Annotated in this window: 9 protein-coding genes and 2 tRNA genes; 3 read left to right on the plus strand and 8 right to left on the minus strand. The window is 65.0% G+C overall.

The genetic code is table 11. The features are described from left to right. Nucleotides 1-25 precede the first annotated feature (25 nt). Both hisH and hisB read right to left on the minus strand, forming a co-directional pair. The gene (hisH, locus tag GLR48_RS10500) at nucleotides 26-664 is read right to left on the minus strand and encodes an imidazole glycerol phosphate synthase subunit HisH (RefSeq protein WP_237061207.1); all 639 of its coding nucleotides are present in this window, start codon (nucleotides 662-664) and stop codon (nucleotides 26-28) included. Beyond that, nucleotides 661-1251, minus strand: coding sequence for an imidazoleglycerol-phosphate dehydratase HisB (gene hisB, locus GLR48_RS10505; RefSeq protein WP_237061208.1), 591 nt, complete (start codon nucleotides 1249-1251; stop codon nucleotides 661-663). The genes hisH and hisB overlap by 4 nt, the downstream gene beginning before the upstream one ends. A 119-nt stretch (nucleotides 1252-1370) precedes the next feature. On the opposite strand from hisB, the gene GLR48_RS10510 reads away from it, so the two are divergent. Next, nucleotides 1371-1610: an Lrp/AsnC ligand binding domain-containing protein gene (locus GLR48_RS10510; protein ID WP_072857620.1), complete on the plus strand. Its 240-nt coding sequence runs from the start codon at nucleotides 1371-1373 to the stop codon at nucleotides 1608-1610. 58 nt (nucleotides 1611-1668) lie between these two features. On the opposite strand, the gene GLR48_RS10515 is transcribed toward GLR48_RS10510, so the two are convergent. The 4 genes from GLR48_RS10515 to GLR48_RS10530 form a co-directional block, all read right to left on the minus strand. Next, nucleotides 1669-1743, minus strand: a tRNA-Gly gene (locus GLR48_RS10515). Nucleotides 1744-1868: 125 nt separating this feature from the next. Further along, nucleotides 1869-1943 (minus strand) — tRNA-Gly (locus GLR48_RS10520). A gap of 177 nt (nucleotides 1944-2120) precedes the next feature. Beyond that, the gene (locus GLR48_RS10525) at nucleotides 2121-5561 is read right to left on the minus strand and encodes a pyruvate carboxylase (protein ID WP_237061209.1); all 3441 of its coding nucleotides are present in this window, start codon (nucleotides 5559-5561) and stop codon (nucleotides 2121-2123) included. Between the two features lie 138 nt (nucleotides 5562-5699). Continuing rightward, nucleotides 5700-6833, minus strand: coding sequence for an alpha-hydroxy acid oxidase (locus GLR48_RS10530; protein ID WP_237061210.1), 1134 nt, complete (start codon nucleotides 6831-6833; stop codon nucleotides 5700-5702). Between the two features lie 180 nt (nucleotides 6834-7013). Here GLR48_RS10530 and GLR48_RS10535 point away from each other — a divergent pair, with 180 nt between their 5' ends. Further along, nucleotides 7014-9410: an ATP-dependent helicase gene (locus GLR48_RS10535; RefSeq protein ID WP_237061211.1), complete on the plus strand. Its 2397-nt coding sequence runs from the start codon at nucleotides 7014-7016 to the stop codon at nucleotides 9408-9410. 367 nt (nucleotides 9411-9777) lie between these two features. Here GLR48_RS10535 and GLR48_RS10540 read toward each other — a convergent pair whose 3' ends face one another. After that, nucleotides 9778-10377, minus strand: a complete 600-nt coding sequence (locus GLR48_RS10540) for a LysE family translocator (protein WP_237061212.1) — start codon at nucleotides 10375-10377, stop codon at nucleotides 9778-9780. Nucleotides 10378-11367: 990 nt separating this feature from the next. Further along, nucleotides 11368-11568 carry a DUF1127 domain-containing protein gene (locus GLR48_RS10545; RefSeq protein ID WP_237061213.1) on the minus strand — a complete coding sequence of 67 codons (201 nt, stop codon included), beginning with the start codon at nucleotides 11566-11568 and terminating at the stop codon, nucleotides 11368-11370. 279 nt (nucleotides 11569-11847) lie between these two features. Here GLR48_RS10545 and GLR48_RS10550 point away from each other — a divergent pair, with 279 nt between their 5' ends. Further along, nucleotides 11848-12921 carry an Mrp/NBP35 family ATP-binding protein gene (locus GLR48_RS10550; RefSeq protein WP_237061214.1) on the plus strand — a complete coding sequence of 358 codons (1074 nt, stop codon included), beginning with the start codon at nucleotides 11848-11850 and terminating at the stop codon, nucleotides 12919-12921. Nucleotides 12922-13289: the final 368 nt, after the last annotated feature.

The raw sequence follows: 13289 nt of genomic DNA on the forward strand, positions 1-13289 counted from the left end.
ATCGGATCGCGCAGCGATCCGATCCCTACGGTCGCCAGCCCAGGAAATTGGCGATCAGCCGCAAGCCTGCCGCTTGGCTCTTTTCCGGATGGAACTGAGTCCCGATGATGGTGTCGCGGCCCACGATGGCGGTGACGTCGCCGCCGTAGTCGACGTGTGCCAGCAGATCGGCGGGGTTTGCCACCTGCATGGCGTAGGAATGCACGAAATAGGCGTGATCGCCGGTCGAGAGCCCCGCCAGCACCGGGTGGGGCCGGTCGATCACCAGATCGTTCCACCCCATATGCGGGATCTTCAGCGCGGGGTCCGCGGGTGCGATCCGCGTGATGTCACCGTCGATCCAGCCGAATCCGGGGACGGACCGGTATTCGTGACCGGTCGTCGCCAGCATCTGCATGCCGACGCAGATGCCAAGGAACGGCACGCCGCGCTGCTCCACCGCCTCCACAATCGCCTGCGCCAGATCGTTGCGGCCGAACAGGGCATCCCGGCAGTGCGGAAAGGCGCCGTCGCCGGGCAGCACGATGCGGTCGGCGCGTGCCACCACATCGGCATCGTCGGTGACGATCACCGGGCCGGCATCCGTTTCGCGCGCCATCCGCTCGAACGCCTTTTGCGCCGAATGCAGGTTGCCGCTGTCATAGTCGATCAGAACGGTGGTCACAGGCTGCCCTTGGTCGAGGGGATGGCGTCGGCCTTGCGCGGGTCGACCTCGACCGCGTCGCGCAATGACCGCGCGACGGCCTTGAAGGCCGCCTCTGTGATGTGGTGCGCGTTGAAGCCGTGCAGCCGGTCGATGTGCAGGGTGATGCCGCCGTGTGTCGACAGGGCCTGAAAGAATTCGCGCACCAGTTCGGTGTCGAAGCTGGGCCCGATCTTGCCGTAAGGCAGGTCGAGGTTGCAAAGAAGGTAGGGTCGCCCCGACAGGTCCAGCGCACAGCGCACCTGCGCGTCGTCCATCGCGAGGTGGCAATCCGCATAGCGGCGGATGCCGCGCTTGTCGCCCAGCGCCGCGACCAATGCTTGCCCGATGGCGATGCCCGTATCCTCGACCGTGTGGTGATCGTCGATGTGCAGATCGCCCGTGGCGCGGATCGTCATGTCGATCAGGGCGTGCCGCGACAGCTGGTCCAGCATGTGATCAAAGAACCCGATCCCGGTCTTGTTGTCATAGACCCCGGTGCCGTCCAGGTTCAGCGTCACGCTGATCTGTGTCTCGGCGGTCTTGCGGGTGATGGTGGCGGTGCGCATCGGCGTCTCCCCTTTGGCTGCTGGCCTTATAGGGGGGGCGTGCTGCTGCGCCAAGGCACCGATTGCGCCGCGTGCGCCACTGGTGCAAGTTCGGCGCAACCCACCCGAAAGGCCCCCCCATGACCACCTGCGTCTTCGTCCAGATCCGCTGCAAGCCCGGCACCACCTACGATGTGGCCGACGCCATCGCCCTGCGCGAAATCCATTCAGAGCTGTATTCCACCAGCGGCGATTTCGACCTGCTGATGAAGGCCTATGTGCCCGCCGACCGGGATGTGGGCCATTTCATCAACGAAAGCGTGGCCGGCATCGCGGGGATAGAGCGGACCCTGACGACCCTGACGTTCAAGGCATTCTGACAAGGCGTTCTGAAACGCGAAAGGGCCGCCCCGCAGCGCGACCCTTTTCGTTGACCGATGGAGCGGGCGAAGAGATTCGAACTCTCGACCCTAACCTTGGCAAGGTTATGCTCTACCCCTGAGCTACGCCCGCGCGCCGTCGGTAGGGGCGATCTACAAAACCGGCGCGGCGGCTGCAAGAGGCAATCCTGCAAAAAATCGCGACACCCTGAAACGCGAAAGGGCCGCCCCGCAGGGCGACCCTTTTCGTTTGACCGATGGAGCGGGCGAAGAGATTCGAACTCTCGACCCTAACCTTGGCAAGGTTATGCTCTACCCCTGAGCTACGCCCGCGCGCCAATCGGTAGCGGTGATCTATAAACACTGACGCGTCGCCGCAAGGGAAAATCCGCAAGGATCAAGAGATTTTTCGCGGTCCCTATAACGGAGCCCCCGCCGCAAGGTCCTCGCTTTTTCTTAAATACTCCCGCGCGGCGCGCTTGGCCCCCCGGCACGGGGGGGCCAAATCAGTCACTCGAACTCGATCAGCAGGTCCTTGGCGTCGATCTGGCTGCCGGCGCTGACCAGCACTGCCTTGATCACCGCGTCGCGTTCGGCGTGGATGCCGGTTTCCATCTTCATCGCTTCGATCGTCAACAGCAGGTCGCCGGCTTTCACCTTCGCCCCGGCCTGCGCCGCCACGGTCGCCACGACGCCGGGCATCGGTGCGCCGATCTGGGCGGGGTTGCCGGGTTCGGCCTTGCGGTTCTTCACTTTGTCGGCAGAGGCGAGGCGGTTCAGCACGCGGATCGTGCGGGGCTGGCCGTTGAGTTCAAAGAAGACCTTCACCTCGCCGTCCTCGTTCATGTCGCTGACCGCCTGCATGCGGATTTCCAGCGTCTTGCCCGGGTCGATTTCCGTGCTGATCTCTTCGCCCGGTTCCATGCCGTAGAAGAAGGTCTTGGTCGGCAAGGCGCGGACGGGGCCATAAATCTCGTGGCGCGCGGCGTAGTCCGTGTAGACCTTGGGATACATCAGGTAGCCGTTCAAATCCTCGTCGTCGGGTGCGAAGCCGACTTTCTCGGCCAGCTCCGCACGGACTTTGTCCAGATCGACGGGCTTGAGGTGCTTGCCAGGGCGGTCGGTCGTGGGTTTTTCACCTTTCAGCACCTTTTTCTGGATGCCGTCCGGCCAGCCGCCCGGGGGCTGGCCCAGGCTGCCCCGCATCATGTCGATGACCGAATCGGGGAAGGAGACGTCGACGGCAGGGTCTTCGACCTGCGCGCGGGTCAGGCCCTGGCTGACCATCATCAGGGCCATGTCGCCCACGACTTTCGACGATGGCGTGACCTTGACGATGTCGCCGAACATGCGGTTCACGTCCGCATAGGTCTGGGCGACCTCGTGCCAGCGTTCTTCCAGCCCGAGAGAGCGCGCCTGCGCCTTGAGGTTGGTGAACTGGCCGCCGGGCATTTCGTGCAGATAGACTTCGGACGCGGGGGCCTGCTGGCCGGACTCGAACGCGAGGTAATGGGCGCGGACGTGTTCCCAGTAGTTCGAAATCTCGCGGATCGCCGCGATGTCGAGGCCGGTGTCGCGGTCGGTGCGGCGCAGCGCCTCGACGATGGACCCGAGCGTCGGTTGCGAGGTGTTGCCAGAGAAGCTGTCCATTGCCGCATCGACGCAATCGACCCCGGCGGCGGAGGCGGCCAGCACGGTCGAGATCGCGGCGCCCGAGGTGTCGTGGGTGTGGAAGTGGATCGGCAGGCCGACTTCTTCCTTCAGCGCCTTGAACAGCTGGGCTGCGGCGGGAGCCTTCAGCAGACCGGCCATGTCTTTCAGGCCGAGGACGTGGGCGCCTGCGGCCTCAAGCTCTTTGGCCATGCCGACGTAGTATTTCAGGTCGTACTTGGACCGGTCAGGGTCAAGCATGTCGCCGGTATAGCAGATCGAGGCTTCGCAGACCTTGTCCGCCTTGATCACGGCGTCCATGGCGACGCGCATGTTTTCGACCCAGTTCAGCGAATCGAACACGCGGAACACGTCGACGCCAGAGGTCGCGGCCTGTGCCACGAAGCTTTGCACCACGTTGTCGGGATAGTTCGTGTAGCCCACGCCGTTCGAGGCGCGCAGCAGCATCTGCGTCATGATGTTGGGCATCTTTTCGCGGATGTCGCGCAGGCGCTGCCACGGACATTCTTGCAGAAAGCGGTAGGCGACGTCGAAGGTGGCACCACCCCAGCATTCGACGCTGAACAGCTGGTGCATCTTGGCGGCGTAGGTGGGGGCGACCGCGATCATGTCGATGGACCGCATACGCGTCGCCAGCAGGGACTGGTGGCCGTCGCGCATCGTGGTGTCGGTGATCAGCAGCTGCGGCTGGTCCTTCATCCACTGGGCGACCGCTTTGGGGCCTTGCTCGTCAAGGATCTGGCGGGTGCCGGGGATCATCTGGTCCAGCGATTTCACCGGGGCGACGGGCAATTTCACCTCTGCCGCGGGGCGCGCACGGCCTGCGGTTTCCGGGTGACCGTTCACGGTGATGTCGGCCACGTAGGTCAGGATCTTGGTCGCGCGGTCGCGGCGGGCCTTGAAATCGAAGAGCTCTGGCGTCTGGTCGATGAATTTCGTGTGGTATTCGTTGTTCAGAAACGTCGGGTGTTTCAGCAGGTTTTCGACGAAGGCGATGTTCGTCGACACCCCCCGGATGCGGAATTCGCGCAGGGCGCGGTCCATGCGGGCGATCGCCATTTCCGGCGTCGGCGCGCGGGCCGTGACCTTGGTCAGCAGCGAATCGTAGTAGCGCGTGATGACGGCGCCGGTGTAGGCGGTGCCGCCGTCAAGGCGGATGCCCGGACCGGTGGCCGAGCGGTACATCTGGATGCGGCCGTAGTCGGGGATGAAGTTGTTCTGCGGGTCCTCGGTCGTGACACGGCATTGCAGCGCATGGCCGTCGAGTTTCACGTCGTATTGAGAGGCGCAGCCCGTCGCCTCCATCAGGCTTTTGCCCTCGGCGATCAGGATCTGGGCGCGGACGATGTCGATGCCGGTGACTTCTTCGGTCACGGTGTGTTCGACCTGCACGCGGGGGTTCACCTCGATGAAGTAGAATTCACCCGTCTCCATATCCATCAGGAATTCGACGGTGCCGGCGCATTCGTAGTTCACGTGCTGGCAGATCTTCTTGCCGAGATTGCAGATCTTTTCGCGCTGTGCACCGGAGAGGTAGGGCGCGGGCGCGCGTTCGACGACCTTCTGGTTGCGGCGCTGGACGGAGCAGTCGCGTTCCCAGAGGTGATAGATGTTGCCCTGTTGATCGCCGAGGATCTGCACCTCGACGTGGCGGGCCTTGATGATCATCTTTTCCAGATAACCCTCGCCGTTGCCGAAGGCGGCTTCGGCCTCGCGGCGGCCCTCGCGGACCTTTTCCTCCAGTTCCTTTTCGGAATTGATCGGGCGCATGCCGCGGCCACCGCCGCCCCATGAGGCCTTGAGCATCAGGGGATAGCCGACCTCTGCCGCCTGCTTCTTGATCTTCTTCATGTCGTCGCCCAGCACGTCCGTGGCGGGGATGACGGGGACGCCGGCGGCGATGGCGACCTGACGGGCGGAGGCCTTGTCACCGAGTTCGCGCATCGTCTTGGCCTTGGGGCCGATGAAGACGATGCCGGCGGCGTCGCAGGCATCGACGAAATCGGGGTTTTCCGACAGCAGGCCGTAGCCCGGATGGATCGCGTCGGCGCCGCAGGCCTTGGCGACGCGGATGATCTCGGCGATGCTCAGATAAGCCGCGACCGGACCCATCCCCTCGCCGATGCGGTAGGCCTCGTCGGCCTTGAAGCGGTGGAGCGAGAGCTTGTCCTCTTCCGCATAGACGGCGACCGTCTTCTTGCCCATTTCGTTGGCGGCGCGCATCACGCGGATCGCGATTTCACCACGGTTCGCAATCAGGATTTTCTTGAAGTCGGTCATGGTCATTCCTTTTGCAGTTGCAGCATTGTTAAGCGCAGCTTTTGGGATGTCCAGTGACACAACTGCAGGGTTCATCCCAATGAAGGGGGTATTCCGGGCCTGGCGTCCGGAATGGTGGCCGGGCGCCCAGGCCGTTGCCTAGGAAATGAGCGTCTTGGGGACGTCCGAGAGGGTGCGGGCGCCGATCTGGCCCATGTTGGCGATCATGTCCTGCCGCAGGATGTCGACGACATGGGCCGCACCGCCGTCGCCGAGGGCACCGAGGCCATAGTGGAAGGCGCGGCCCAGCATGACGAAATCCGCGCCGAGCGCGAGAAGGCGCAGGATGTCGAGGCCGCCTTCGACGCCGGAATCGCAGATCACCGGCAGGGTCGTCGCCGCGCGGATCGCGGGCAGGACGCTGGCAGAGGCCGGAGCGGCGGCGAACTGGCGGCCGGCGTGGTTGCTGACCCAGATCGCGTCGATGCCTTCGTCGGTCAGTCGGGCGGCGTCGATGTCGTTCAGCACGCCCTTGACCACCAGTTTGCCGTCCCAGCCGTCGCGCAGCGCGCGCAGGTAGTCCCAGTCGGGCGAGGTGCGTAGCAGGTAGCCCGCGTGCTGGGTCGAGGGGAGGGCGCCCATATTTTCGCTGTAGCTGTCGATCAGGCGCATCCGCGGCATGCCGGTCTTGCGGATCCCCGCGAGCCATGCCGGGCAGCGGGCGGCCTGGGCGGCGAGCCGCGGCGTCAGTTTGGGCGGGTTCGTCAGGCCGCCGCGCGTCTGGCGTTCGCGGCGCGAGGCGACGGGCACATCGACGGTCAGGACCAGCGTGTGAAAGCCGGCCTTTTTGGCGCGGGCCAGCATGTCGGCGCGGATGTCGGGGTCGCGGGGCGGGTAGATCTGGAACCAGCCCTGATCGCCGATATGGGGGGCGAGTGTTTCCGGCGTCTGGGTGGCGACGGTGGAGAGGCCATAGGGGATCCCCTCCGCCGCGGCGGTCTTTGCCAGCAGGCGTTCGGCGTCGGGCCAGATCAGGCCCGACATGCCGACGGGGGCGATGCCCAAGGGCAGGGGGTGGGACTGGCCCATCAGGGTGGTGGACAGGTCCGGCGTGAATTCGCCGTGCAGGATCGACGGGCGCAGCAGCACCGCGTCGAGGGCTGCGCGGTTGCGGCGCAGGGCCGATTCGTCGCCCGTCGCGCTGTCGAGGTATTCCCAGACAAAATGGGGAATCCGCGTGCGGGCGCGGGATTTCAGGTCGGCGATGGCGGGGTAGCGGCTGTGCAAACTCATGAAGGCGACGCTAGGGCGGGCCACAGGGTTTGGGAAGGGGGGGCGGTTTTTCCCGTGGAAAAACCGATGCCTCCGGCGGAAGTATTTGAAACCAGAAGAAGCGGGGATGTCGGACATAAGTTGTGAACGGATCGTGAACAAGGGGTTTCTTTGTCGGGTGTTCGGACGTATCTTGGGCGCATGAGCAGTTATTCCGAAGACGACGCCTTCGAGGCGGCAGCGGTCCCCCTGAGCCAGCGGGCGATGCCCAGCCGTGGCGCCGGTCCCTATCTGGAGGGGCTGAACCCCGCGCAGCGCGCCGCGGTGCTGGCGCTGGACGGACCGGTCCTGATGCTGGCGGGGGCGGGCACGGGCAAGACCCGGGCGCTGACCGCGCGGATCGCGCATCTGCTGGTGACGGGGACGGCGCGGAGCCAGGAGATTCTGGCCGTGACCTTTACCAACAAGGCCGCGCGCGAGATGAAGAACCGCGTCGGTCGCCTGATGGGCGAGACCGTCGAGGGGGTGCCGTGGCTGGGCACGTTCCATGCAATCTGCGTCAAGCTGCTGCGGCGGCACGCGGAGCTGGTGGGGCTGAAGTCGAACTTTACCATCCTCGATACCGACGACCAGATCCGCCTGATGAAGCAGCTGATCGTGGCCGAGGGCATCGACGAGAAGCGCTGGCCGCCGCGGATGCTGGCGGGGATCATCGACGGCTGGAAGAACAAGGCCTTCACGCCCGACAAGGTGCCGCTGGCCGATGCGGGGGCTTTCGATCACAAGGGCGTCGACCTTTATGCTGCCTACCAGCGGCGGCTGCTGGACCTGAACGCCTGCGATTTCGGCGATCTGCTGCTGCACATGGTGACGATCTTTCAGACCCATGCGGACGTGCTAGCGCAATACCAGCGGCGGTTCCGGTATATCCTTGTGGACGAGTATCAGGATACGAACGTGGCCCAGTATCTGTGGCTGCGGCTGCTGGCGGCGGCGCACAAGAACATCTGCTGCGTGGGTGACGACGACCAGTCGATCTATGGCTGGCGCGGGGCCGAAGTGGGCAACATCCTGCGGTTCGAGAAGGATTTTCCCGGCGCCACGGTCGTCAAGCTGGAGCAGAACTATCGCTCGACCGAGCATATTCTGGCCGCCGCCTCTGGCGTGATTGCGGCCAACAAGGGGCGGCTGGGCAAGACGTTGTTCACCGAAGCGACGGGCGGCGAAAAGGTGCGCCTGATCGGCCACTGGGACGGCGAGGAAGAGGCGCGCTGGATCGGCGAGGAGATCGAGGCCTTGCAGCGCGGGACACGCGGGCTGGACAAGGTCGGGCTGGATCATCAGGCGATTCTGGTGCGGGCGTCGCACCAGATGCGCGCCTTCGAGGACCGGTTCCTGACGATCGGTCTGCCCTACCGGGTGATCGGGGGGCCGCGATTCTATGAGCGGTTGGAGATCCGGGACGCGATGGCCTATTTCCGGCTGGCCGTGAGTCCCGACGACGATCTGGCGTTCGAGCGGATCGTGAACACGCCCAAGCGCGGCCTTGGCGACAAGGCGATCCAGACGATCCAGATGACGGCGCGGTCGAACGGCGTGGGGCTGGTCGAGGGCGCGCGTCTGGTGGTGCAGGCGAAACTGCTGGGCGGCAAGGGGCTGCGCGAACTGGCGCTGCTGGTGGACGGGCTGGACCGCTGGCACGGACAGGTCCGGGCCGAGGCCGACACGCATCAGGAACTGGCCGAGATGATTCTGGATGAATCGGGCTATACGGGCATGTGGCAGAACGACAAGACGCCCGAGGCACCGGGGCGGCTGGAGAACCTGAAGGAACTGGTGAAGGCGCTGGACAATTTCGAGAACCTGCAGGGGTTTCTGGAGCACGTCGCGCTGATCATGGACAACGAGACGGAGCAGGAGGGCGAGAAGGTCAGCATCATGACCCTGCACGCCGCCAAGGGTCTGGAGTTTCCCGCCGTCTTTCTGCCGGGCTGGGAGGACGGGTTGTTTCCGTCGCAGCGCAGCATGGACGAATCGGGGCTGAAGGGGCTGGAGGAGGAACGCCGCCTTGCCTACGTCGGGATCACGCGGGCCGAGGCGATCTGCACCGTGTCATTCGCCGCGAACCGGCGAGTCTACGGCCAATGGCAGAGCGCGCTGCCGTCGCGCTTCATCGACGAATTGCCCGAGGATCACGTGGAGGTGCTGACGCCACCGGGTCTGTACGGTGGCGGCTACGGCGCGGCGGGGATGGCGGCGGCGGCTTCTCCGAAATTGCGCGAAGAGAGCATGTCGGACCTGCACCAGAAGGCGCATGACGCGAATGTCTATAATTCTCCGGGGTGGCGGCGGTTGCAGGCGCGGGGGCAGGCGCGCGGCATGGCGCAGCCCGCCGAGGCGCGCAACATGGTGATCGATTTGGATGCGGTGAGTGCGTTCACGACGGGCGACCGGGTGTTTCACCAGAAGTTCGGTTATGGCGTGATCGACGGGATCGAGGGCGACAAGCTGGATATCGCATTCGACAAGGCCGGGTCGAAGAAGGTCGTGGCGAAGTTCGTGGTGAGCGCTGACGCGGCGAGCGACGTGCCGTTCTGAGGGGACGGCGGGACGGCGCTGTTCGGCGCTGACGCGCCGAAGGCGCCCCGCCCGCCGTCCCGCAGCCCGTCGGGTGCTGTGACAGATGTGCCAGCGTTTTGGCGGGGCCGGCTTTAGCGCAGGGCGCTGCACGCGTTGGGCTGGCCTTGGCCGAGGGATTTTGACGGCCTGTCGTCAGGTGCGGCGGGGGTCTCAGGCGCCAGTGGGCACCTTGGCGTGGGGGGCCAGGAATACGAAGGTCGACGGGCCGCCGGTGACGGTGCCCCCTCTGGTGATGGCGCAGGCGGATCGGCAGGCCAGACCTTCGAAGTGATCCGGTGATCCAGAGGATGGGGGCGCATCGCGGGATGCGCCCTTTGTTGTGCGGTCAGTGGACCAGCATCGGGTAGAGCGAGGCGATCAGCAGCACCGCCATTGTCACGTTGAAGATTCGCAGCCGCTGTGACGTGCCGAGAAAACGCCGGACCTGCACGCCGAGGGCGGCCCAGACGGTTATGCTGGGCAAATTGGTGCAGAGGAAGACGCCTGCGACCAGCAGTGAGCCTGCGAAGACGGACCAGTCCTGCGGTGCGAAAGCGGTGATCGCGGTGATGCCCATGACCCAGGCCTTGGGATTGACCCATTGGAAGGCTGCGGCCTGCAGGAAGGTGAAGGGGCGACCCTCGACCGCCCGCGCCTCTGGCGGGACGGCGGTCGCGATCTTCCAGGCGAGCCAGGTCATGTAGACGGTCGCGCCGATGGTCAGGAGGGTGTTGAGGATCGGAAACGCCGCGAAGGCGCGCAAGAGCACGAGGCCGATCATCAGCACCATGAAGGCATGGCCGAGGCTGACGCCCAGCATGTGCGGGATCGTGCGGCGCATGCCGTAGTTGGCCCCGGACGCCATCAGCATCAGGTTGTTGGGGCCGGGGGTGATCGAGCTGGCGAAGGCGAACTGGATCAGCAGGAAGAGGGTGACGTGGGTCATGCGGCTGCAGTAGCGCCGATTGCCGCGCGGTTCACCCGGTAAATTGTACCGATGACAACGGCGCGGGGGTGCGGTCTGCGTGGGGAGATCCTGCGGGCGATGCGGTTCGGCGTTCGGGGGCCGGGCGATACGGTTGCGACAGTATGCGCCGCAGGGAACGCCGCCAACAAAAAAGGCGATGCGCGGGAGGAGGTGCGCATCGCCTTCATTTGGATGTGGACCCTCGGGAGGAGGTAAGAGCCCGCATCTGGTGCCCGGACCGCAGGGAGGAGGTTGCGGCAGCGGGCGTATCCGGGTTGGCCGCGGGAGGAGGTGCAGCGCCCGTATCAGGTCAGTCGGTGGTGGCCGGGAGGAGGTAGCCACCACCGATCTGGGTTGGACGGTGCCGCAGGGAGGAGGTTGCGGGCCGTCCGGGTCGAAGGTCCGACGGTCAGCCCGGGAGGAGGTGGGCGTCGGTCGGACTATCCGGGCTACCGCGGGAGGAGGTGCAGCGCCCGTATCAGGTCAGTCGGTGGTGGCCGGGAGGAGGTGGCCACCACCGATCTGTGTTGGACTGCGCCGCAGGGAGGAGGTTGCGGGCCGTCCGGGTCGAAGGTCCGACGGTCGGCCCGGGAGGAGGTGGGCGCCTGTCGAACCTGTCAGAACCAGCGCGGGAGGAGGTGCGCGGTTCCGATCTGAAACTCTTGTCGGTGGTGGCCGGGAGGAGGTGACCACCACCGATCGAGGGTGGACGGATCCGCAGGGAGGAGGTTGCGGGCCGTCCGGTCTGTGATCCGCAAGCCAACCAGGGAGGAGGTTGGCGGCCTGGGGACCGTATGGGCAACTGCGGGAGGAGGTGCAGGTTCCCATATTTCTTAATCTTGTTTAAGACGGTGACCCGGGGAGGAGGTCGGGTCACCGTCTTGTCGTTCGCGCCCACCGCAGGGAGGAGGTTGCGGCGGCGCGGGTCAGGATCGGACCAGGGAGGAGGTTGGCCGATCCCGAAGTGAATTACTTGCCGTAGGCCGCCTCGTGAGCGATCGAACGGATCATCGACCGGCTGATGCCCAGGTCGGCCAGATCGCGGTTGTCCAGCGCCTGAAGTTCGGTCATGGTCGTGCGGAACACTTTGCGCGCCGCCAGAGCGTCGGACAGGCGGGCCATCAGGCCAGTGGTGCGCGGTGCGGTGGTCGTCGTGTTTGCGTATGCCATTTTCATCTCGTCTTTCTTAAAGTCCGGTGCAGAGCGATGTGTTTGTCGTTCTGCTTGTGTCCATGATGTATGATAATGCTGCACCTGCACAACGGCTGTATCGACAATGCTGCTATGCAGCAGATGCAAGGTTACTCTGGGACAGTTATTAATCCGCCCAACAACCGGGCAACGGCCCTGCGTACACCATGGAAAATAGGGGCTTGCGCCGCTGGGTGTCGGGACACAGGGTGCGCGTCAACTGATGATCGCGACCGGGTTTGTGAAGGAAATATGTATATGCCAGCGTCAAAAGAGGAAATTCAGGCCTGTGTTGCAGCGATCGCTGTGCCCGGCGGCGGTACTTTGGGGTCGCGTGACATGGTGCGCGCGGTGCAGGTCGATGCGGCCAGCGTCCGCTTCGTGATCGAGGCGCCGGATGCCGCGACGGCGGCGACGCTGGAGCCGGTGCGGCAGGCGGCTGTTGCTGCGGTGCAGCAAATGACGGACGGGCTGACGGTCTCGGCCGTGCTGACGGCGCATGGGGCGGCGCCTGCGGCCCCGGCGCCGCCCAGTCTGAAGGTGGGGCGGCATCCGACGCCGCAGGCGGGGCCCGCACCCGTTGTCGGGGTCGACCGGATTTTGGCCATCGGATCGGGCAAGGGCGGCGTCGGCAAATCGACGGTGTCGTCGAACCTGGCCGTGGCGCTGGCCAAAAAGGGCAGGCGGGTCGGTCTGCTGGATGCCGATATCTACGGTCCCAGCCAGCCGCGGATGATGGGGGTGAGCAAACGCCCCGCCAGTCCCGACGGCAAGACGATCATCCCGCTGCACGCCCACGGTGTCACCATGATGTCGATCGGGTTGATGGTGGACCCGGACAAGGCGGTGGTCTGGCGCGGGCCGATGCTGATGGGCGCCTTGCAGCAGATGCTGACGCAGGTGGCCTGGGGCGAGCTGGATGTGCTGATCATCGACCTGCCGCCGGGGACGGGGGACGTGCAGCTGACACTCTGTCAGAAGACGAGTGTCACCGGCGCCGTCATCGTGTCCACGCCGCAGGACGTGGCATTGCTGGATGCACGCAAGGCGATCGACATGTTCAAGACGCTGAACACGCCGCTGCTGGGCCTGATCGAGAACATGTCTACCTTCTATTGCCCCCATTGCGGAGAGGAGACGCAGATCTTTGGCCATGGCGGCGTCGCGCACGAGGCGGAGCGTCTGGGGGTGCCGTTCCTGGGCGCGCTGCCCATCGACCTCGACACGCGGCTGTCAGGGGATGCGGGGACGCCGGTGGCGCTGGGCGACGGGCCGGTGGCCGAGGCCTATGCCGCCCTCGCGCAGCGGTTCATCGACGGCGGGATGGCCTAAGCGTCGAATCGGATTCTGCGTGAACCTTTGTGAATCGATGTCGGGTCGCCCTTGGGGCGGCCCGATTCTGTTTTCAAATGCCGAAAATTAGCGCATTAACCTTTACGTTAGGGGATTGACTGCGTCTGCGGCGACACGCTTTTGGACCGACTCGGAGGTGGGCCAAAACTTTTTTGGGGGCGCTGTGACCCGCGCCGTTCGTTTCAGATTTATACAATATATTGGGAAAACTATCCACAGGCATACTACATGCCACCGCCGCCCTGTGGACAAGATCCGAATCACAGGGCCGTGAGAAGACCGGAGATTCCGTGAAGTTCACAGCAATCCCAATTTAGGCGTTGCCCGATCCCAACCGGTCTGCCAAA

The sequence above is a fragment of the Loktanella sp. M215 genome (genome assembly GCF_021735925.1).
In the GTDB taxonomy this organism is placed as follows: Bacteria; Pseudomonadota; Alphaproteobacteria; order Rhodobacterales; family Rhodobacteraceae; genus Loktanella.